We start from the raw sequence: 24,700 nt of genomic DNA on the forward strand, positions 1-24,700 counted from the left end.
GGGCTGCTGCGCTGCCCTTTCCGGCCGGTCCTACACACAGGGCGCAGTGGGCTCGCAGAACCGGCGCCCTCAGATCAACCCACCCCCCTCATCCTCTTCGATCAGGTTGTTCAAACTACCCAGCGCCCGCCGCGCCGTAGAGCGGTTGAGCAGCTTGGCCTGAGCTCCCGCCGGCAGGTCAGTGATGCTGATCACCCCCTTCTCGGTCAGCACCTCGATCAAGTCCTCGAGCACCCGGATCATGTCCAGGTCGCTCTGCTTGAGCTGCTTGAGGCTGTTCTCCACCAGGTCGTCGGCAAACCAGTCCTGGATTTCGGCATGGTCGGCCGGCAGCAGTTCGTTGTGCTCGGCGAAGGGGGCGGCTTCTACCCGCTGCAACTGGCCGAACTCGTCGCGTTGCACGTAGAACATGGCTTCCATCCTCGTCACGTTGGTTCCTTGCTGGTTGGGTTATGCGCAGCTTAGGCAAAATTGCCAGGCTGCGCATGCCGGTCAACTGTTGGAATTGTCGATCTTGATGGTCGGGTCGGCACCACTGATCAGCGAGTTGATCGAAGTGTTCGACCAGTTCACACCCTCGAGCTTGATCGACACATCCACATTGGCCAGCCCGCCAGCGGCATTGAGCTTGCCCTCGGTGCTGATCTGCAAGGTCGACTCGCCCCCCACCGTAGTGATCTTCAGGTAGTTGTCGATGGTGGTGCCACGCTCGCCCTGCAGCAGGTCGCTGAGGTCAAGGCGGTCACCCTCGCTGACCTTGAAGTCCTTGATCACATCCTGGCCGGTATCGCCGGCCTTCCACACGAAGGTGTCGGCCCCGGCACCGCCGGTCATGATGTCGTTGCCCTTGCCGCCGATCAGGGTGTCGTTGCCGGCCCCGCCAAACAGCAGGTCGTTGCCTTCCCCGCCCAGCAAGGTGTCGTTGCCGGTACCACCCAGCAGGATGTCGTTGCCCTTGCCGCCATCGAGGTAGTCGTTGCCGCCCTGGCCGAAGATGATGTCGTTGCCGGCCCCGCCCATCAGCGTGTCGTTGCCGTCGTTGCTGCGCGACACGTCGAACTCGGTGTAATGCTCCGACACGTACTGGTGCATTATCCGCGCATCCACATCGCCCGCATCCACCCCCAGCTTGGTGGCGACGAACGCCTGGATCGCCTCCACCCCGGTGCCCGGGATCGAATCGAAGGTCACCAGGTCGCCGAAGATGATGTCGTGGCCGTCGCCGCCGTCCACCTTGTCCGAGCCGGGCACGGTGGCTTCGGTGTGGCCGAGGATGGCATCGGCCAGCTTGCTCGGGTCGATGTTGGTCTGCGGCGTGTTGTCCGAATCGTAGGGCTTGAGGTCGTTGGTGTTGACCCCGCTGTTCAGGCCAATGGCCTCCACCGTCGACAGCGCCGCGAGGATCTTGTAGCTGTCGGTGGAGTTGGTCAGGGTCGCGTCGGTGGTGGTGTTGCCGGTACCGGCGCGGGTCGACAGCTCATAACCGCCGTTGCCCTCGGCGCGAATGCTGCCGCTGGTCACGGTGTTCCACTTGTAGCTCCAGCTCAGCAGGTCGAAGTTGCCGCGGGTCTCGGCGGTCAGCTTGCCGCTGCTGTCGATCGACACCCGGTTGGTGGCGTCGAGCGCGTAGTTGGTGACCGTGTCGCCCACCTTGTAGTTGATGGTGCTGAGGAAGGTGTCCAGCTTGGTGCTGCTGTTGGCCAGCGTCGGGTTGCCCTGCTCGCCGGTCTGGTAGTAAGTGGGCTGGCCGTCGGTGATGAAGAAGGTCTGGTTGCTGCCGGTATTGCCGGCGTTCTTCAGGGTCTGGAACCAGTTGGCGGTGGTCTTGAAGGCATCCTCGTAGTTGGTGCCGCCATCGGCGCTCATGGTGCCGAGCGCGTTGAGCAGGGTCTTGAGCCCGGCATCGTTGAGGGTCACCGACACCGTGCTCTTGACCTGGGTGGCGAAGTCCACCAGCAGGATGTTCACCGTCCCCGAGAGCGAACCCTTGACGCTTGCGGCCAGCGTCCTGAACACCGACTCCAGCGACGCCTTGGCCCCGTCCACGCCGGATTGCCCCATGCTGCCCGAGGTGTCGACGATGAATGCGATGTTGTAGTCCTTGCCAGCGACCACATGCAGGCCGGTCACGTCGGCGACGATGATGTCGTTGTTGACCGTGCCGGTGCTGGTATCGCTGTCGGTGCCCAGGTTGGTGGAGGTGTAGGTTTCCGGGTACACCGTGACCTTCAGCGTGCCCTCGTTGCTGGCCACGCTGCCGCCGACGCTCTCGCTGGAGGTGGAGGTTACCTTCACGTCGAACTGGCCGTAGTAGTAGGCCGGCGGCTTGATCGCAAGGCTGCCCAGGTTCCAGCCGGTGACATCCACCGCCGTGGTGCCCACGGTAATGCTGTGCCCGGCGTTGTCGGTCACCACCGAACCCGCCGGGATGCCGCCCAGCTTCACGCTCAGGCTCTCCGAGCCGTCGGTGTCGGTCAGGCTGCTGGTGATCCCCACCAGCTTGACGCTGCCATTCTCCGGCCCCTCGTTGAGCTTGAAGCCGTCGTAATAGCCCTGGCCGCTGCTGCCGTGCAGGTCGGACACCGTCACCCCGGCGTTGCCCAGTTCGGTGACGTTCGGGTACATCGGAATGTTGGTGCTGTTCAGGTCGGTGACCAGCCCGTTGCCCACCTTCACGTTGATGTCGTAGCTGCCCGGGCCGGACTGGTTGGCGTGGTATATCTCCAGGGTGTAGTAGCCGCTGGTGGTCGGCGTGTAGCTGCCCGCCACCGTGCCGCCGCCGCCCCAGGTGGCGGTGACCACGTTCTTGCCGCCGATGTTCACCAGCAGGCTGTCATCGGCGGTGCCGCTGAAGGTGTAGGTCTTGCCGGCTTCCAGGTAGATCAGGCCGGAAGTCTTCGAGCCGCTCTGCGCCGCCACGCTGGCATCGGACTGCACGTTGGTGGTGGTTTCGCTCTTGCTGGCGTTGCCAGAGTTGGCGAACACCGTCTTCAGCGCATCGCCGGTGATGCCGTTGCCGTTGGTGCCAAGGCCGGTGAGGCTGGTCCAGGTCTCCTTGGTCAGGCCCAGGGAGTTGACGTTGTTGCTGGCGATGCTCAGGTTCGGTTTGTCGGCCACCGGGGTGATGTCCACCTTCAGCGTGGCCTCGCTGCCCGGGGTGACGCCGTCGGTGGGCTTGTACTTCACCTGCGCGTAGTCAGCCTGCTTGTTGCCAACGCCAGTGCCAGCGTAGCCGTCGACGCCGGACTGGTTGGCCAGCGGCACGAACTTGAGCTTGCCGGCGCTGATGTCGGCCTGGCTCACGGTCTGGTTGAGGGTAACGTCCACCCAGGCGGTGCCGTTGAAGAACTTCAGGCTGCCCAGGTCCGGCAGCTTGGTGAAGGTCACCCCCAGGCTTGCGGCCGGGCTGTCGACGTCGGTGACGTTGAAGTTGCTCCAGTTCAGCACCAGCTCGGTGTCCTCCACCCCGGTCACCGCGCCGCCGGTGGTGACCGGCGCATCGTTGACCGCCACCACGTTGACCGTGGTGGTGGCGGTGTTGGACACGTTGACCCCGTCGGTCACCGTCACGGTAATGACCCGCGGCGTGGTGCTCGGGTCCTCGCTGGTGCTGGCGAAGGTGATGTTCTTGATCGCCTGCATGTAGTCGGCCAGCGAGGCCGTGCCGCTCAAGGTCAGCACCACCTGGCCGCCCGTCACCGTCGAGGTGATGGTGATGCCGTTGACGCTGTTGCCCAGGTTCAGCACATCGCCCGCCTGGCGGTTGGTCAAGGTGACCGTGGCGCCGGCCAGCTGGCTGCTGTCGAAGTCGGTGATGGAGATATCCAGGTCACTGATCGAATTGCCGGCGCCGTTCTCGGTGTAGGTGGTCTGGTAGTCGGCGCCGCTCTTGCCGCTCGAATCGTTGGCGTCCAGGTCCAGCACTGGCGCTGGCTCGAACAGCTGGGTGGTGACGCTGGCCGCGTTGCCATTGACCACCAGCCCCTCGAAGTTGCCGCCGGTGGCCGAATCGATCTTCACGTTGAACTGCTCGGTGCCCTCGGTGATGTTGTCCTTGAGGGTCGGGATGGTGAAGGTGGCCGAGGTGCTGTTGGCCTTGATCACCACGCTGGCAACGCCCGTGTAGTCGACGCCGTTGGTGGCGGTGCCGCTGTAGCTGAGCTTGACCACCACGTCGGTCTGCGGCGCGTTGCTCAGGGTCAGGGTGTAGGTGGCGTTGCTGCCCTCGGCCACCGTCGCGCTGCCGGTGATGCCCACCGTGGTGTTGTTGATCGTGTCGGTCACTGCGGTGACCGCCGCCGCCGGGTTTACCGCCAGGCTCTCGAAGTTGCCGCCGCTGGCGCCGGTGATGGTCGCGCTGACCGGGCCTGCGTCGATGTACACATCGTCGGCCGGGGCCGCCACGCTGACGCTGCCCGAGGACTGGTTGGCGCCGATGGTGATGCTCTGGCCGTTGCTCAGGGTCACCGTCACGGCAGTTTGCGCCGGGTTGGTCAGGGTGGCGGTGTAGACGATCTGGCCGCCTTCGGCCACGGTCGGCGTGGCGGTGAGGGTCACCGTGGTGGTGTCCTGCACGTCGGTGACCGTGGTGCTGAGCACGCCCTTGTTGGCCACCAGGTTTTCGTAGTTGCCGCCGCTGACGCTGCTGATGCTGTTGGTCACCGGTGCGTGGCCCTGGTACACGTCGTTGGTGACCGTGCCGGTGGCGGTGCCGGTGCTCTGGCCCACCGGGATGGTAATTGTCTGGCCGTTGGTCAGGGTCACCACCACTGGCGTGCCGGTGACCGGGGCGCCCACGGTGGCGGTGTAGATGATGGTGCCACCCTCGGCGACACTTGGCGTGGCAGTCAGGGTCACCGTGGTGGTGTCCTGTACATCTGTCACGGTGGTACTCACCGGGTTCTGGTTGGCTACGAGGTTCTCGTAGTTGCCACCGCTGACGCCGGTGATGTTGTTAGTGACCGGTGCATGGCCTTGGTAAACGTCGTTGGTCACGGCGCCGGTTGCAGTACCGGAGCTTTGACCAACCCCAATGGTGATGGTTTGCCCGTTGGCGAGGCTGACCACGACCGGGCTGCCAGTGACCGGAGCCCCGACTGTAGCCGTGTAGATGATGGTCCCACCCTCGGCCACACTTGGCGTGGCGGTGAGCGTCACTGTGGTGGTGTCCTGAACATCGGTGACGTTGGTACTGACCGGGTTCTGATTGGCCACCAGGTGCTCGTAGTTACCGCCGGATACCCCCGTGATGTTGTTGGTAACCGGAGCATGCCCCTGGTAGACGTCGTTGGTCACGGCGCCGGTTGCCGTCCCCGAGCTTTGACCAACGGGGATGGTGATGGTCTGGCCATTGGCAAGTGTCACCACCACTGCGCTACCGGTGACCGGCGCGCCGACCGTGGCGGTGTAAATGATGGTGCCGCCTTCGGCCACGCTCGGCGTGGCGCTCAGGGTCACCGTGGTGGTGTCGATGGTATCGGTGACGTTGGTCACCGCTGGCGTGCTGTTGACCGCCAGGTTTTCGAAGTTGCCGCCGCTGGCGCCGGTGATGCGCGCACTCACCTGGCCGGCATCCACGTAAGGGTCATCGCCCGGTGCGGCTATCGTGACGCTGCCCGAGGTCTGGTTGGCGCCGATGGTGATGGTCTGGCCGTTGCTCAGGGTCACGGTAACGGCGGTCTGCGCCGCATTGGTCAGGGTGGCGGTGTAGGTGATCTGGCCACCCTCTGCAACACTCGGCGTGGCCGACAGCGAAACCGTCGTGGTGTCCGTCACATCCGTGACGCTGGTACTGACCGGGTTCTGGTTCGCTACGAGGTTTTCATAGTTGCCGCCGGATACGCCGGTGATGTTGTTGGTGACCGCGGCATGGCCCTGGTAGACGTCGTTGGTCACAGCACCCGTAGCAGTGCCGGAGCTTTGCCCGACGGGGATGGTGATGGTCTGCCCGTTGGCCAGGCTGACCACGACCGGGCTGCCGGTGACCGGCGCCCCGACGGTCGCGGTGTAAATGATCGTGCCGCCTTCGGCGACGCTCGGCGTGGCGGTCAGGGTGACGGTGGTGGTGTCCTGTACGTCGGTGACCGTGGTGCTCACCGGGTTTTGGTTGGCAACGAGGTTCTCGTAGTTGCCACCGCTCACACCGGTGATGTTGTTGGTCACTGGCGCATGGCCTTGATAGACGTCGTTGGTCACGGCGCCCGTAGCAGTGCCGGAACTCTGCCCGACTGGGATGGTGATGGTTTGCCCGTTGGCCAGACTGACTACAACCGGGCTGCCGGTCACCGGTGCACCTACCGTGGCGGTGTAGGTGATCGTGCCGCCCTCGGCGACGCTCGGCGTAGCCGTCAGGGTGACGGTGGTGGTGTCCTGCACGTCGGTCACGTTGGTGCTGACCGGGCTCTGGTTGGCGACCAGGTTCTCGTAGTTGCCGCCGGATACGCCGGTGATGTTGTTGGTAACCGGCGCATGGCCCTGATAGACGTCATTGGTCACCGCACCCGTGGCCGTGCCGGAGCTTTGGCCGACCGGGATGGTGATGGTCTGTCCGTTGGCCAGGCTGACCACGACCGGGCTGCCGGTCACCGGTGCACCTACCGTGGCGGTGTAGGTGATGGTGCCGCCTTCGGCCACGCTTGGCGTGGCGGTCAGGGTGACGGTGGTGGTGTCCTGTACATCGGTCACCGTGGTGCTGACTGGGTTCTGGTTGGCAACGAGGTTCTCGTAGTTGCCACCGCTGACACCGGTGATGTTGTTGGTAACCGGCGCGTGGCCCTGGTAGACGTCGTTGGTCACGGCGCCCGTAGCAGTGCCGGAGCTCTGCCCGACCGGGATGGTGATGGTCTGCCCGTTGGCCAGCGAAACCACGACAGGCGAGCCCGTGACCGGTGCGCCGACGCTGGCGGTGTAGATGATGGTCCCACCTTCGGTCACGCTCGGCGTGGCGGTGAGCGTTACGGTGGTGGTGTCCTGAACATCAGTGACGGTGGTGCTGACCGGGTTCTGATTGGCGACCAGGTGCTCGTAGTTGCCACCGCTGACGCCGGTGATGTTGTTGGTGACTGCTGCATGGCCTTGGTAGACGTCGTTGGTTACTGCACCAGTTGCAGTGCCGGAACTCTGGCCGACGGGGATGGTGATGGTCTGCCCGTTGGCCAGGTTGACTACTACCGGGCTGCCGGTGACCGGCGCGCCGACCGTGGCGGTGTAAATGATGGTGCCGCCTTCGGCCACACTCGGCGTGGCGCTCAGGGTCACCGTGGTGGTGTCGATGGTATCGGTGACGTTGGTTACCGCTGGCGTGCTGCTGACCGCCAGGTTCTCGAAGTTTCCGCCGTTGGCACCGGTGATGCGTGCGCTGACTTGGCCGGCGTCGACATAGGGGTCATCGCCTGGTGCGGCCACCGTGACGCTGCCCGAAGTCTGGTTGGCGCCGATGGTGATGGTCTGGCCGTTGCTCAGGGTGACGGTGACGGCAGACTGGGCCGCATTGGTCAGGGTGGCGGTGTAGGTAATCTGGCCACCCTCCGCAACACTTGGCGTGGCCGACAGCGAAACCGTCGTGGTGTCCGTCACATCCGTGACGCTGGTACTGACCGGGTTCTGGTTCGCTACGAGGTTTTCATAGTTGCCGCCGGATACGCCGGTGATGTTGTTGGTGACGGCGGCATGGCCCTGGTAGACGTCGTTGGTCACGGCACCCGTGGCGGTGCCGGAGCTTTGGCCGACCGGAATCGTGATGGTCTGGCCGTTGGCCAGGCTGACTACTACCGGGCTGCCGGTAACCGGGGCGCCGACCGTGGCGGTGTAAATGATGGTACCGCCTTCGGCCACACTTGGCGTGGCGGTCAGGGTCACCGTGGTGGTGTCCTGTACATCGGTGACGGCGGTGCTGACCGGGTTCTGATTAGCGACCAGGTTTTCGTAGTTACCGCCGCTCACGGTAGTGATGTTGTTGGTAACCGGCGCATGGCCCTGGTAGACGTCGTTGGTCACGGCGCCCGTAGCAGTACCGGAGCTCTGCCCGACCGGGATGGTGATGGTCTGCCCGTTGGCCAGCGAAACCACGACAGGTGAGCCCGTGACCGGTGCGCCGACGCTGGCGGTGTAGATGATGGTCCCACCTTCGGTCACGCTCGGCGTGGCGGTGAGCGTTACGGTGGTGGTGTCCTGAACATCAGTGACGGTGGTGCTGACCGGGTTCTGATTGGCGACCAGGTGCTCGTAGTTGCCACCGCTGACGCCGGTGATGTTGTTGGTAACGGGCGCATGGCCTTGGTAGACATCGTTGGTCACGGCGCCCGTGGCGGTGCCGGAACTCTGGCCGACCGGGATGGTGATGGTCTGCCCGTTGGCCAACGAAACCACGACCGGCGAACCTGTCACCGGTGCGCCGACGCTGGCGGTATAGATGATGGTCCCACCTTCGGCCACGCTCGGCGTGGCGGTCAGGGTTACCGTGGTGGTGTCGATGGTATCGGTGACGTTGGTCACCGCAGGCGTGCTGTTGACCGCCAAACTCTCGAAGTTGCCGCCGCTGGCGCCGGTGATGCGCGCACTCATCTGGCCGGCATCCACATACGGGTCATCGCCCGGCGCAGCCATGGTTACGCTACCCGAGGTCTGGTTGGCGCCGATGGTGATGGTCTGGCCGTTGCTCAAGGTAACGGTGACTGCAGACTGGGCTGCGTTGGTCAGGGTAGCGGTGTAGGTGATCTGGCCGCCTTCCGCGACGCTCGGTGTTGCCGACAGGGAAACCGTGGTGGTGTCCTGGGTGTCGGCGACCGTGGTGCTGACCGGATTCTGGTTAGCGACCAGATTTTCGTAGTTACCGCCGCTAACGGTAGTGATGTTGTTGGTGACCGGCGCATGGCCCTGGTAGACGTCGTTGGTCACGGCGCCCGTGGCGGTGCCGGAACTCTGCCCGACCGGAATGGTGATGGTTTGCCCGTTTGCCAGCGATACGACGACGGGCGAGCCAGTGACCGGAGCGCCCACGCTGGCGGTGTAGATGATGGTACCGCCTTCGGCCACGCTCGGCGTGGCGGTGAGGGTGACGGTGGTGGTGTCCTGCACGTCGGTGATGGTAGTGCTGACCGGATCCTGATTGGCGACCAGGTTCTCGTAATTGCCGCCGGACACCCCGGTGATGTTGTTACTAACTGGCGCATGGCCTTGGTATACGTCGTTGGTCACGGCGCCGGTGGCCGTGCCTGAGCTTTGGCCAACCGGGATGGTAATGGTCTGACCGTTGGCCAGACTGACCACGACCGGGCTGCCGGTGACTGGTGCGCCAAGGGAAGCTGTGTAGATGATGGTGCCGCCTTCGGCGACGCTCGGCGTAGCGGTCAGCGTGACGGTGGTGGTGTCCTGAACATCGGTGACGGTGGTGCTGACCGGATTCTGGTTAGCGACCAGGTTTTCGTAATTACCGCCGCTGACGGCGGTGATGTTGTTGCTGACCGGCGCGTGGCCTTGATAGACGTCATTGGTCACTGCCCCGGTAGCGGTGCCGGAGCTCTGGCCGACCGGGATGGTGATGGTCTGGCCGTTGGCCAGGCTGACTACAACCGGGCTGCCGGTTACCGGCGCCCCGACGGTCGCGGTGTAAATGATCGTGCCGCCCTCGGCGACGCTCGGCGTGGCGGTGAGGGTCACTGTAGTCGTGTCCTGCACATCAGTGACGGTGGTGCTGACCGAGTTCTGGTTGGCGACCAGATTTTCGTAGTTGCCACCGGATACGCCAGTGATGTTGTTGGTTACCGGAGCATGGCCCTGGTAGACGTCGTTGGTCACAGCGCCGGTGGCGGTACCGGAACTCTGGCCGACCGGGATGGTGATGGTCTGCCCGTTGGCCAGCGAAACCACGACCGGCGAGCCAGTCACTGGAGCACCTACCGAGGCGGTGTAGATGATCGTACCGCCCTCGGCCACGCTCGGCGTGGCGGTCAAGGTCACCGTGGTGGTGTCCTGCACATCCGTGACGGTTGTGCTGACTGGGTTCTGATTGGCGACCAGATTCTCGTAGTTGCCACCGGATACGTCGGTGATGCTGTTGGTGACCGGCGCATGACCTTGGTAGACGTCGTTGGTCACCGCACCAGTGGCGGTACCGGAGCTTTGCCCGACCGGGATAGTGATGGTCTGGCCGTTGGCGAGACTCACCACGACCGGGCTGCCGGTAACCGGGGCTCCTACGCTGGCGGTGTAGATGATCGTGCCGCCCTCGGCCACGCTCGGCGTGGCGGTCAGGGTAACGGTGGTAGTGTCCTGCACATCGGTGACAGTAGTGCTGACCGGGTTCTGGTTTGCGACCAGATTCTCGTAATTGCCGCCAGATACGCTGGTGATGTTGTTGGTAACTGCAGCATGGCCCTGGTAGACATCGTTGGTCACGGCGCCCGTGGTGGTGCCTGAGCTTTGGCCAACCGGGATGGTAATGGTCTGCCCGTTGGCCAGCGAAACCAAGACCGGCGAGCCAGTCACTGGTGCACCTACGCTGGCGGTGTAAATGATCGTGCCGCCTTCAGCCACGTTCGGCGTGGCGGTCAGGGTTACCGTCGTGGTGTCCTGAACATCGGTCACTGTGGTGCTTACGGGCTCCTGGTTGGCGACCAGGTTCTCGTAATTGCCGCCGGATACCCCGGTGATGTTGTTGCTGACCGGTGCATGACCTTGGTAGACGTCGTTGGTCACAGCACCCGTGGCAGTGCCGGAGCTCTGCCCGACCGGGATGGTGATGGTCTGCCCGTTGGCCAGCGAAACCACGACCGGTGAACCAGTCACCGGTGCCCCCACGCTGGCGGTATAGATGATCGTCCCGCCCTCGGCCACGCTCGGCGTGGCGGTCAGGGTCACCGTGGTGGTGTCCTGAACATCGGTGACGGTGGTGCTGACCGGATCCTGGTTAGCGACCAGATTCTCGTAGTTGCCGCCGGATACTTCGGTGATGTTGTTGGTAACCGGTGCATGCCCTTGATAGACGTCGTTGGTCACCGCGCCCGTGGCGGTGCCTGAGCTTTGGCCAACAGGGATGGTAATGGTCTGGCCGTTGGCGAGGCTAACCACGACCGGGCTGCCGGTGACTGGTGCGCCAACCGAAGCTGTGTAGATGATCGTTCCGCCTTCGGCCACGCTCGGCGTAGCCGTCAGGGTAACGGTGGTGGTGTCCTGAACATCGGTGACGGTAGTGCTGACCGGATTCTGGTTAGCGACCAGATTCTCGTAATTGCCGCCAGACACCCCGGTGATGTTGTTGGTGACTGGCGCATGGCCTTGGTAGACGTCGTTTGTTACGGCGCCCGTGGCAGTACCAGAGCTCTGTCCCACGGGAATGGTGATGGTTTGTCCGTTGGCCAGCGATACCACGACCGGCGAACCGGTCACCGGAGCACCAACGCTGGCGGTATAGATGATCGTCCCGCCTTCGGCCACGCTCGGCGTGGCAGTCAGGGTGACCGTGGTCGTGTCCTGCACATCGGTGACGGTAGTGCTAACCGGGTTCTGGTTGGCAACCAGATTTTCGTAGTTACCGCCGCTAACGCCGGTGATGTTATTGGTAACCGGTGCATGCCCTTGGTAGACGTCGTTGGTCACGGCTCCGGTGGCCGTGCCGGAACTCTGCCCGACCGGGATAGTGATGGTCTGCCCGTTGGCCAGCGATACCACAACCGGCGAACCAGTCACCGGAGCCCCCACGCTGGCGGTATAGATGATCGTCCCGCCTTCGGCCACGCTCGGCGTGGCCGTCAGGGTCACCGTGGTGGTGTCTTGTACATCGGTCACGGTGGTACTGACCGGATCCTGATTGGCGGCCAGGTTCTCGTAATTGCCGCCGGATACGCCGGTGATGTTGTTGGTGACCGGAGCATGGCCTTGGTAGACATCGTTGGTCACAGCGCCCGTGGCGGTGCCTGAGCTTTGGCCAACCGGGATGGTAATGGTCTGGCCGTTGGCCAACGAAACCACGACCGGCGAACCTGTCACCGGTGCGCCGACGCTGGCGGTATAGATGATGGTCCCGCCTTCGGCCACGCTCGACGTAGCCGTCAGGGTGACGGTGGTGGTGTCCTGAACATCGGTGACGGTAGTGCTGACCGGGTCCTGATTTGCGACCAAGTTCTCGTAGTTGCCGCCGGATACGCCTGTGATGTTGTTGCTGACCGGCGCATGACCTTGGTAGACGTCGTTGGTTACAGCACCCGTGGCCGTGCCGGAGCTCTGCCCGACCGGAATGGTGATGGTTTGTCCGTTGGCCAGCGATACCACGACCGGCGAACCGGTCACCGGAGCACCAACGCTGGCGGTATAGATGATCGTCCCGCCTTCGGCCACGCTCGGCGTGGCAGTCAGGGTGACCGTGGTCGTGTCCTGCACATCGGTGACGGTAGTGCTAACCGGGTTCTGGTTGGCAACCAGATTTTCGTAGTTACCGCCGCTAACGCCGGTGATGTTATTGGTAACCGGTGCATGCCCTTGGTAGACGTCGTTGGTCACGGCTCCGGTGGCCGTGCCGGAACTCTGCCCGACCGGGATAGTGATGGTCTGCCCATTGGCCAGCGAAACCACAACCGGTGAACCAGTCACCGGTGCACCTACGCTGGCGGTGTAAATGATGGTGCCGCCCTCGGCCACGCTCGGCGTAGCGGTCAGGGTGACGGTGGTGGTGTCCTGAACATCGGTGACGGTAGTGCTGACCGGGTCCTGATTGGCGACCAAGTTCTCGTAGTTGCCGCCGGATACGCCAGTGATGTTGTTGGTGACCGGCGCATGGCCTTGATAGACATCGTTGGTCACAGCACCCGTGGCCGTACCGGAGCTCTGCCCGACCGGGATGGTGATGGTCTGTCCGTTGGCCAACGAAACCACGACCGGCGAACCGGTCACCGGAGCACCAACGCTGGCGGTATAGATGATCGTCCCGCCTTCGGCCACGCTCGGCGTGGCAGTCAGGGTGACCGTGGTCGTGTCCTGCACATCGGTGACGGTAGTGCTGACTGGGTTCTGGTTGGCGACCAGATTTTCGTAGTTACCACCGCTAACGGCAGTGATGTTGTTGGTAACTGGTGCGTGACCTTGGTAGACGTCGTTGGTCACGGCACCGGTGGCCGTGCCGGAACTTTGCCCGACCGGGATGGTGATGGTTTGCCCGTTGGCCAGCGAAACCACTACCGGTGAACCTGTAACCGGTGCGCCGACGCTGGCGGTATAGATGATCGTCCCGCCCTCGGCCACGCTCGGCGTGGCGGTCAGGGTAACGGTGGTGGTGTCCTGAACATCGGTGACGGTGGTGCTGACTGGGCTCTGATTGGCGACAAGGTTTTCGTAGTTGCCGCCGCTAACGGTGGTGATGTTGTTGGTTACTGCCGCGTGACCTTGATAGACGTCGTTGGTCACAGCACCCGTGGCCGTGCCGGAGCTTTGCCCGACCGGGATGGTGATGGTCTGGCCGTTGGCGAGGCTCACTACGACTGGGCTGCCAGTGACCGGAGCACCGACCGAGGCGGTGTAGATGATGGTCCCGCCCTCGGCCACGCTTGGCGTGGCGGTCAAGGTCACCGTGGTGGTGTCCTGCACATCAGTGACGGTTGTGCTGACTGGGTTCTGGTTGGCGACCAGATTTTCGTAGTTACCACCGCTAACGGCAGTGATGTTGTTGGTAACTGGTGCGTGGCCCTGGTAGACATCGTTGGTCACAGCGCCCGTGGCCGTGCCGGAACTCTGCCCGACCGGAATAGTGATGGTCTGCCCGTTGGCCAGCGAAACCACGACCGGCGAACCAGTCACCGGTGCCCCCACGCTGGCGGTATAGATGATCGTGCCGCCCTCGGCCACGCTCGGCGTAGCGGTCAGGGTGACCATGGTGGTGTCGGTGGTATCGGTAACCTGGGTCACCGCCGCGGTACTGTTCACCGCAAGGTTCTCGAAGTTGCCCCCAGAAGCCCCGGTAATGTGCGCGCTGACCTGCCCGGCATCGACATACGGGTCGTCGCCCGGCGCAGCCACGGTGACACTGCCCGAGGTCTGGTTGGCCGCGATGGTGATGCTCTGGCCGTTGCTCAGGGTCACGGTGACGTCGGACTGGGCGGCGCTGGTCAAGGTGGCGGTGTAGGTGATCTGGCCACCTTCATCCACGCTCGGCGTTGCCGACAGCGACACCGTGGTGGTGTCCTGGGTATCGGTCACGCTGGTGCTGACCGGGTTCGGGTTGGCCACCAGGTGCTCGTAGTTGCCGCCAGACACCCCGGAAATGCTGTTGCTCACCGGGGCATGGCCCTGGTAGACGTCGTTGCTGACCGCGCCCGTGGCGGTGCCCGAGCTCTCACCCACCGGGATGGTGATGGTCTGGCCGTTGGTCAGCGTCACCGTGACCGGGCTGCCAGTGACCGGTGCATCGACCGTGGCGGTGTAGGTGATGGTGCCGCCCTCGGCCACGCTCGGGGTGGCGGTCAGGGTGACCGTGGTGGTGCTTTGCACATCGGTGACCGTGGTGCTGACCGGCGTCTGGTCCGCCACCAGGCTCTCGTAGTTGCCGCCGGTGACGCTGGTGATGCTGTTGCTGACCGGTGCATGGCCTTGGTAGACGTCATCGGTCACGCTGCCGGTGGCGGTACCGGAGCTCTGGCCCACCGGGATGGTGATGGTTTGCCCGTTGCTCAGCGCGACCACCACCGGGGAGCCGGTGACCGGCGCCGCCACACTGGCGGTGTACACGATGGTGCCGCCTTCGGCCACGCTCGGCGTGGCGGTCAGGGTCACCGTGGTGGTGTCCTGCACATCAGTAACGGTTGTGCTGACCGGGTTCTGGTTGGCGACCAGATTTTCGTAGTTACCGCCGCTAACGCCGGTGATGTTGTTGGTAACTGGCGCGTGGCCTTGATACACGTCGTTGGTCACCGCACCTGTGGCCGTGCCGGAACTTTGGCCGACCGGGATGGTGATGGTCTGGCCGTTAGCCAGCGAGACCACGACCGCGGAACCTGTGACCGGCGCCCCCACAGAGGCGGTGTAGATGATGGTGCCACCCTCGGCCACGCTTGGTGTCGCCGTCAGTGTGACGGTGGTGGTGTCCTGTACATCGGTGACGCTAGTGCTTACCGGGCTCTGGTCAGCCACCAACTGCTCGTAGTTGCCACCGCTGACGCCGGTGATGTTGTTGCTGACCGGCGCATGCCCCTGGTAGACGTCATTGGTCACGGCCCCGGTGGCCGTGCCGGAGCTCTGCCCAACCGGGATGGTGATGGTCTGGCCATTGGCGAGCGTCACCACTACCGGCGAGCCGGTCACCGGCACGTTGACGGTCGCGGTGTAGACGATGGTGCCGCCTTCGGCCACCGAAGGGGTGGCGGTCAGGGTCACCGTGGTCGTGGTTTGTACATCGGTGACTGTGGTGCTCACCGGGTTCTGGTCGGCGACCAGGCTCTCGTAATTGCCGCCAGTAACTCCGGAAATGCTGTTGCTGACCGGTGCGTGACCTTGGTAGGCGTCATCGGTCACGGCCCCGGTTGCGGTGCCGCTGCTCTGGCCCACCGGGATGGTGATGGTCTGGCCATTGGTCAGGCTCACCACCACGGGGGCGCCGGTTACCGGTGCGTTGACGGTTGCGGTGTAGACGATGGTGCCGCCCTCGGCGACCGAAGGTGTAGCGGTCAGGGTGACGGTGGTGGTGTCCTGCACATCGGTGACGGTGGTGCTGACCGGGTCCTGGTTGGCAGCCAGGTGCTCGTAGTTGCCGCCAGACACCCCGGTGATGCTGTTGGTGACCGGTGCATGGCCTTGGTACACGTCATTGGTCACGGCCCCCGTGGCGGTACCGGAGCTTTGCCCAACCGGGATGCTGATGGTCTGCCCGTTTGCCAGGCTCACCACCACAGGCGAACCGGTCACCGGTGCATTGACGGTCGCGGTGTAAACAATGGTGCCGCCTTCAGCCACGCTGGGCGTGGCGGTGAGGGTGACGGTGGTGGTGTCCTGCACATCGGTGACGGTGGTGTTCACCGGGTCCTGGTTGGCCACCAGGTTTTCGTAGCTACCGCCGCTCACGCCCGTGATGTTGTTGGTGACCGGCGCGTGGCCTTGGTACACGTCGTTGGTCACCGCCCCGGTGGCGGTGCCGCTGCTCTGGCCAACCGGGATGGTGATAGTCTGGCCGCCCGCGAGGGTCACCACCACGGGTGATCCGGTGACCGGTGCATTGACGGTCGCGGTGTAAACGATGGTGCCGCCTTCAGCCACGCTTGGCGTGGCGGTCAGGGTTACCGTGGTGGTGTCTTGAACATCGGTAACCGTGGTGCTCACCGGGTCCTGGCTGGCCACCAGGTGCTCGTAGCTGCCGCCGGATACTCCGGAAATGCTGTTGCTGACCGGCGCATGGCCTTGATACACGTCGTTGGTCACGGCACCGGTTGCAGTGCCGGAGCTTTGCCCGACCGGGATGGTGATGGTCTGGCCATTGGTCAGGGTCACCACCACCGGCGAGTCGGTCACCGGTGCGTTGACGGTCGCGGTATAGACGATGGTGCCGCCTTCGGCGACCGAAGGGGTGGCGGTCAGGGTCACCGTGGTGGTGGTCTGCACATCGGTGACCGCAGTGCTGACGGGCGTCTGGTCGGCGACCAGGCTTTCGAAGCTGCCCCCGGATGCGCCAGTGATGCTGTTGGTGACCGCTGCGTGCCCTTGGTAGGCATCGTCGGTCACCGCTTCGGTGGCGGTGCCGGAGCTTTGCCCGACCGGGATGGTGATGGTCTGGCCATTGGCCAAGGTCACCACCACCGGCGAGCCTGTGACCGGCGCCCCGACCGAGGCGGTGTAGATGATGGTGCCGCCCTCGGCCACGCTTGGCGTCGCCGTCAGGGTGATGGTGGTGGTGTCCTGTACATCGGTGACGGTGGTGCTGACCGGGTTCTGGTCGGCGGCCAGGTGCTCGTAGTTGCCGCCGCTGACGCCGGTGATGTTGTTGCTGACCGGCGCGTGCCCTTGATACACGTCGTTGGTCACCGCACCGGTGGCGGTGCCCGAGCTCTGGCCGACCGGGATGCTGATGGTCTGGCCGTTTGCTAGGGTCACCACCACGGGCGAACCGGTCACAGGGGCATTGACGGTCGCGGTGTAGACGATGGTGCCGCCTTCGGCGACCGAAGGGGTGGCGGTCAGGGTCACCGTGGTGGTGTCCTGCACATCGGTCACGCTGGTGCTGACCGGGGTCTGGTTGGCCTCGAGGTGCTCGTAGTTGCCCCCGCTGACAGCGGTGATGCTGTTGCTGACCGGCGCATACCCTTGATAGACATCGTTGGTCACGGCGCCCGTGGCGGTGCCGGAACTTTGACCGACAGGGATGGTGATGGTCTGGCCGCCCGCCAGCGAAACCACCACAGGGGAACCTGTGACCGGCGCATTGACGGTCGCGGTGTAAACGATGGTGCCGCCTTCAGCCACGCTGGGCGTGGCGGTCAGGGTCACCGTGGTGGTGTCCTGCACATCGGTAACCGTGGTGCTGACCGGGTTCTGGTCGGCGACCAGGTGCTCGTAGCTGCCGCCGCTGACGCCGGTGATGTTGTTGCTGACCGGCGCATGGCCCTGATAGACGTCATTGGTCACCGCCCCGGTGGCGGTGCCCGAGCTCTGCCCGACCGGGATGGTGATGCTCTGGCCGTTGGCCAGGTTCACCACCACGGGGGAGCCTGTGACCGGCGTATTGACGGTCGCGGTGTAAACGATGGTGCCGCCTTCAGCCACGCTTGGCGTGGCGGTGAGGGTTACCGTGGTGGTGTCCTGAACATCGGTAACCGTGGTGCTGACCGGGTTCTGGTCGGCGACCAGGTGCTCGTAGTTGCCGCCGCTGACGCCGGTGATGTTGTTGCTGACCGGCGCATGGCCCTGATAGACGTCATTGGTCACCGCCCCGGTGGCGGTGCCCGAGCTCTGCCCGACCGGGATGGTGATGCTCTGGCCGTTGGCCAGGGTGACCACCACCGGCGAGCCGGTCACCGGCGCCCCGACCGAGGCGGTGTAGATGATCGTCCCGCCCTCGGCCACGCTGGGCGTTGCCGTCAGCGTAACAGTGGTGGTGGTTTGCACGTCGCTGACCGTGGTGCTGACCGGCGTCTGGTTGGCCACCAGGCTCTCGTAATTGCCGCCAGAAACCCCGGTGATGTTGTTGCTCACCGCGGCATGCCCTTGATAGGCGTCGTCGGTCACCGCTTCAGTGGCGGTGCCGGTGCTTTGCCCAACCGGGATGGTGATGGTCTGCCCATTGGCCAGGGTCACCACCACGGGGGAGCCTGTGACCGGTGCATTGACGCTTGCCGTGTAAACGATGGTGCCGCCTTCGGCCACCGAAGGGGTGGCGGTCAGGGTGACGGTGGTGGTGTCCTGCACATCGGTGACGGTGGTGCTGACCGGGTTCTGGTCGGCGACCAGGTGCTCGTAGTTGCCGCCGCTGACGCCAGTGATGTTGTTGCTGACCGGCGCATGGCCCTGATAGACGTCGTTGGTCACCGCGCCAGTGGCGGTGCCCGAGCTTTGCCCAACCGGGATGGTGATGGTTTGGCCATTGGCCAGGCTTACCACCACCGGCGCACCTGTGACCGGTGCATTCACGCTCGCCGTATAAACGATGGTGCCGCCCTCGGCCACGCTGGGTGTGGCGGTGAGGGTGACGGTGGTGGTGTCCTGCACGTCGGTGACCGTGGTGCTGACCGGTGTCTGGTCGGCCACCAGGTGCTCGTAGTTGCCCCCAGAAACCCCGGAGATACTGTTGGCGACCGGTGCATGCCCCTGGTAGACATCGTTGGTCACGCTGCCTGTGGCCGTGCCTGAGCTTTGGCCCACCGGGATGCTGATGGTCTGACCGTTGGTCAGGGTCACCACGACCGGCGAGCCTGTGACCGGTGCGTTGACCGTTGCGGTGTACACGATGGTGCCACCCTCGGCCACCGAAGGCGTGGCGGTCAGGGTGACGGTGGTGGTGTCCTGTACATCGGTGACGGTGGTGCTCACCGGGGCCTGGTTGGCCTCGAGGTTCTCGTAGCTGCCCCCGCTAACGCCGGTGATGCTGTTGGTGACCGGCGCGTGGCCTTGGTACACATCGTTGGTCACCGCGCCAGTGGCGGTGCCCGAACTTTGCCCGACCACAATGGTGATGCTCTGCCCATTGGCGAGGGTTACCACCACCGGCGAACCAGTCACCGGTGCGCCGACCGAGGCGGTGTAGACGATGGTGCCGCCCTCCGCGACCGAAGGCGTAGCGGTCAGGGTCACGGTGGTGGTGTCCTGCACATCGCTGATGGCGGTGCTGACCGGGCTGGGGTCTGCCACCAGGTGCTCATAGCTGCCGCCGGACACGCCGGAGATGCTGTTGGTGACCGGCGCATGGCCCTGGTACACGTCGTTGGTCACGGTACCGGTGGCAGTGCCTGAGCTTTGCCCCACGGGGATGGTGATGGTCTGGCCATTGGTCAGGGTAACCACCACAGGGGAGCCTGTGACCGGTGCATTGACGGTCGCGGTGTACACGATGGTGCCGCCCTCGGCGGCGTTCGGGGTGGCGGTCAAGGTCACCGTGGTGGTGGTTTGCACGTCGGTAACGCTGGTGCTGACCGGCGTCTGGTTGGCCACCAGGCTCTCGTAACTACCGCCGCTAACCCCGGTGATGCTGTTGCTCACCGCAGCATGGCCTTGATAGGCGTCGTCGCTCACCGCCTCGGTGGCGGTACCGGAGCTTTGCCCGACCGGGATGGTGATGCTTTGCCCGTTGGCCAGGGTGACCACCACCGGCGAGCCGGTCACCGGTGCGTTGAGCGTGGCGGTGTAGACGATGGTGCCGCCTTCGGCGACCGACGGCGTGGCGGTGAGGGTCACCGTGGTGGTGTCCTGCACATCGGTCACGCTGGTGCTGACCGGGTTCTGGTCGGCGACCAGGTGCTCGTAGTTGCCGCCGCTCACGCCGGTGATGTTGTTACTGACCGGCGCGTGGCCCTGGTACACGTCGTTGGTCACAGCGCCCGTGGCGGTGCCCGAGCTTTGCCCAACCGGGATGGTGATGGTTTGGCCATTGGCCAGGCTTACCACCACAGGCGCACCTGTGACCGGTGCATTCACGCTCGCCGTATAAACGATGGTGCCGCCCTCGGCCACGCTGGGCGTGGCGGTCAGGGTGACGGTGGTGGTGTCCTGCACGTCGGTGACGCTGGTGCTGACCGGGCTCTGGTCGGCGACCAGGTGTTCATAGCTGCCGCCGGACACGCCGGTGATGTTGTTACTGACCGGCGCATGGCCCTGGTACACGTCGTTGGTCACCGCGCCCGTGGCGGTGCCCGAGCTTTGGCCTACCGGGATGGTGATGGTCTGGCCGTTTGCGAGGGTCACCACCACAGGCGAGCCCGTCACTGGTGCGCTGACCGTGGCGGTGTAGACGATAGTGCCGCCCTCGGCCACCGACGGGGTGGCGGTAAGGGTCACGCTGCTGGTGCTCTGCACGTCGGTCACGCTGGTGCTGACCGGCGTCTGGTTGGCCACCAGGCTTTCGAAGTTGCCACCGGACGCACCGGTGATGCTGTTGGTGACGGCGGCATGCCCCTGATAGACATCGTCGCTCACAGCCTCGGTGGCGGTGCCCGAACTTTGCCCGACCGGGATGGTGATGCTCTGCCCATTGGCGAGGGTGACCACTACCGGCGAGCCAGTCACCGGCGCGCCGACCGAGGCGGTGTAGACGATGGTGCCGCCTTCGGCCACCGAAGGTGTGGCGGTCAGGGTCACCGTGGTGGTGTCCTGCACATCGGTGACCGTGGTGCTGACCGGGTTCTGGTCGGCGACCAGGTGCTCATAGCTGCCGCCGGACACGCCGGTGATGTTGTTGCTGACCGGCGCATGCCCTTGGTAGACATCGTTGGTCACGGTGCCCGTGGCGGTGCCTGAACTCTGGCCGACGGGGATGGTGATGGTCTGGCCGCCCGCCAGCGAAACCACGACAGGCGAGCCCGTCACCGGTGCGCCGACGCTCGCGGTGTAGACGATGGTGCCGCCTTCGGCCACCGAAGGTGTGGCGGTCAGGGTGACGGTGGTGGTGTCCTGCACGTCGGTGACGGTGGTGCTGACCGGGTTCTGGTCGGCGACCAGGTGCTCGTAGCTGCCTCCACTCACCCCGGTGATGCTGTTACTCACCGGGGCATGGCCCTGGTACACATCGTTGGTGACCGCACCGGTGGCGGTGCCGGAACTTGCGCCCACCGGGATGGTGATGGTCTGCCCATTGGCCAGGTTGACCACCACGGGCGAGCCTGTGACCGGTGCATTGACCGTGGCGGTGTAAACGATGGTGCCGCCCTCGGTCACCGACGGCGTGGCGGTGAGGGTCACCGTGCTGGTGGTCTGCACGTCGGTGACCGTTGTGCTCACCGGGTCCTGGTTTGCGACCAGGTGCTCGTAATTGCCGCCGGACACCCCGGTGATGTTGTTGCTGACTGGCGCGTGCCCTTGATACGCGTCGTCGCTGGCGGTTCCGGTGGCAGTGCCGGCGCTCTGGCCGACCGGGATGGTGATGGTCTGGCCGTTGGCCAGGGTGACCACCACCGGCGAACCGGTCACCGGTGCATTGACCGTGGCGGTGTAGACGATGGTGCCGCCCTCGGTCACCGAAGGGGTGGCGGTGAGGGTCACGGTGGTGGTGGTCTGCACATCGGTGACCGTGGTGCTGACCGGCGCCGGGTTGCCCACCAGGCTCTCGAAGTTGCCGCCAGACACCCCGGAGATGCTGTTGCTGATCGGCGCATGCCCTTGGTAGGCGTCATCGCTGACCACCGCAGTGGCGGTGCCCGAGCTTTGCCCGACCGGGATGGTGATGGTCTGGCCATTGGTCAGGCTCACCACCACGGCGGAGCCGGTCACCGGCGCGTTGACGGTTGCGGTGTAGACGATGGTGCCGCCTTCGGCGACCGAAGGGGTGGCGGTCAGGGTCACCGTGGTGGTGTCCTGCACATCGGTAACGGTGGTGCTGACCGGGTTCTGGTTTGCTACCAGGTTCTCGAAGTTACCCCCGGAAACGCCGGAGATGCTGTTGGTAACCGGCGCATGCCCTTGGTAGACATCGTTGGTCACGCTGCCCGTGGCAGTGCCCGAGCTTTGGCCCACCGGGATGCTGATGGTCTGGCCGTTGGTCAGGGTGACCACCACCGGCGAACCCGTCACCGGTGCGTTGACCGTGGCGGTGTAGACGATGGTGCCGCCTTCGGCGACCGAAGGGGTGGCGGTGAGGGTCACCGTGGTGGTGCTCTGCACATCGCTGACCGTGGTGCTGACGCCCGTCGGGTCGGCGACCAGGTGCTCGTACTTGCCGCCAGACACCCCGGTGATGCTGTTGGTCACCGGTGCATGCCCCTGGTACACGTCATCGCTGACGCTACCGGTGGCGGTGCCCGAGCTCTGGCCGACGGGGATGGTGATGCTCTGGCCATTGGCGAGCGTGACCACCACCGGCGAGCCAGTCACTGGCGCATTTACCGTGGCGGTGTAGACGATGGTGCCGCCCTCGGCCACCGAAGGGGTGGCCGTCAGCGTCACGGTGGAGGTGTCCGGGGTGTCGCTCACCTGGGTGACCGCCGGCGTGGCATTGATCGCCAGGTTCTCGAAGTTGCCGCCGCTGGCGCCAGTGATGCGCGCGCTGACCAGCGCGGCATCGGCATAGGGGGTGTCCGCCGGGGCCGGCAGGCTGATGCTGGCGCTGGTCTGGTTGGCGGCGATCAGGATGCTCTGGCCGTTGCTCAGGGTAACGGTCACATCCGTCTGGCCCGGGTGGTCGAGGGTCGCGGTGTAGACGATCTGCCCGCCCTCGGCCACGCTCGGCGTGGCGCTCAGCGTCACCGTGGTGGTGTCGCGCACATCGTTGACCGTGGTGTTGGCCGGGGCCGGGCTGGCCACCAGGTTTTCGTAGTTGCCGCCGGCCACCCCGCTGATGCTGGTGCTCACCTGGCCGTGCTGCTGGTACACATCGTTGCCCACCGGCACGCTCACGCTGCCGGTGCTCTGGCCCACACCAATGGTGATGCTCTGGCCGTTGGCCAGGCTCACCACCAGCGGCGCGCCGGTAACGGGTGCATTGACGCTGGCGGTATAGACGATGGTGCCGTTTTCGCTCACCGACGGCGTTGCCGTCAGGCTCACCGTGGTGGTGTCGAGGCTGTCGCTGACCTGGGTGGCGGCGGGGGTGGTGTCGGCCTGTAGGTGTTCGAAGTTGCCGCCAGTGGCCGAAGTGATGCTGGCGCTCAGGCTGCTGCCACCCTTGTAGGCGTCGTTGGGCGCCTGCACGGTAACGCTGGCGCTGCTCTGGCCGGCGGCGATGGTCAGGGTCTGGCCATTGGACAGGGCAACGGTAACCGGCGTTTGCGCCGGGTTGCTCAGGGTCACCGTGTAGGTGACCACGCCGCCCTCGGTCACGGCCGGCGTGGCGCTGAGGGTCGCCGTGGTGATGTCGACGGTGTCGACCACGCGGGTGGTGGCCGGGGTGGGGTCGATGCTAACGCTAAGCCCGCCGCCGCTGGTGGCGGTGATGTTGGCCGACAGGTCATGGGCGTCGAGGTACACGGTGTTGTTGGGGGCTACCGTCACGCTTACCGAGCCGCTGGTCTGCCCGGCGGCGATGACGATCACCGCGCCATTGGACAGTGTCACGCTCAGGTCGCTCAGTGGCGCCTGGCCCACCGTGGCCACGTACACGATGGTGCCGCCGGCCTCGCTGATCGAGGGGGTGGCGCTCAGGACCACGGCGGTGCCGGTTTCCAGCGGCTGCGGGGTGAGGTTACCGGTCGCTGCCGTTTGCCCGGTGGTGTCGAGGCTGGTGAATTGTGCCGGGCTCAGCCCGTCGTTGAACCCCAAAGGCACCGTGGGGTAACCCACGTTGGGGGCGACCACCCCAGCCGTCTCCTCGAGGATGACGAAGCTGTGGCCGCCGCCCAGGGCGCCGCTGCCGCTGCCCGGGTTGCCGGGGCCGGCTGCGGTGGCCTCGAATGCGGTGGTCGGGTCGAGGCCCGCCTCGATCGCCTGTTGCAGTTGCTCCACCGACGGCGCGTTCTGCGCCGTGGCCATGCACATGTCGGTGCTGTGGTCGGGCTCGCCGGCACTCCACTGGCTGTCGCGGCCAAGGTCCAGGTGGCGGCCATCGGGCAGTTGCAGGGTGACCGCGCCGCCCGGCCCGGTCAGCAATTGCTCGCCCACGTACAGGCGGTCACCTTCCACGAGTACCCGTCGCACGCCTTCCGGCGACACTGCTACGACCTGGCCAACAATGCGTTCTACGATGGCGACAACAGTACTCATTGAACTCTCCAGAAGACCCGACCTGTACCTTCCCTGGCCTGCCGGTGGGGTTTCCGGCGCTGGCTGGAATGATTTTAAAGTGCCGCTAGTTGGTGGCTGTCAAACTTTCGTTATTGCTCTTTGCTGCTGGCTAAACATGCCGAAATATTGACATTTGTCGGCATGTTGCAGGCGCGCGGCAATCTAAAGTCATATCGTGATTTCACCGCTTGCCAACTCTCACTTTCGTATTAGTCATATGGCCGGTGGCTTGGTTCATAAGCGTCGCTGCACTCGGCGTTGAGCTTCACGCTAGACGCCTTCAGCGCTTTTTGCGTGCGCAAGCCACGTAGTACGGGGCCTGCGCACGGCCAGGCACACCCTGCGAACGGTACTGCTGCAACTTCCACTT

At 64.9% G+C, this 24,700-nt stretch carries 2 protein-coding genes; both read right to left on the reverse strand.

Features of this window, described 5'->3' with window-relative positions; genetic code table 11:
- Positions 1 to 69 precede the first annotated feature (69 nt).
- Complete coding sequence (locus KSS94_RS00645) at positions 70 to 411, reverse strand: tryptophan synthase subunit beta (RefSeq protein WP_217843489.1); 342 nt, start codon at positions 409 to 411, stop codon at positions 70 to 72.
- Between the two features lie 81 nt (positions 412 to 492).
- Positions 493 to 24,309, reverse strand: coding sequence for an immunoglobulin-like domain-containing protein (locus KSS94_RS00650; protein ID WP_225935824.1), 23,817 nt, complete (start codon positions 24,307 to 24,309; stop codon positions 493 to 495).
- Positions 24,310 to 24,700: the final 391 nt, after the last annotated feature.

This window comes from Pseudomonas fakonensis, from assembly GCF_019139895.1.
GTDB lineage: Bacteria > Pseudomonadota > Gammaproteobacteria > Pseudomonadales > Pseudomonadaceae > Aquipseudomonas > Aquipseudomonas fakonensis.

Coding starts and splice junctions, on each gene's coding strand:
- KSS94_RS00645 (WP_217843489.1), bottom strand. CDS start 411: ATGTTCTACGTGCAACGCGACGAGTTCGGCCAGTTGCAGCGGGTAGAA.
- KSS94_RS00650 (WP_225935824.1), bottom strand. CDS start 24,309: ATGAGTACTGTTGTCGCCATCGTAGAACGCATTGTTGGCCAGGTCGTA.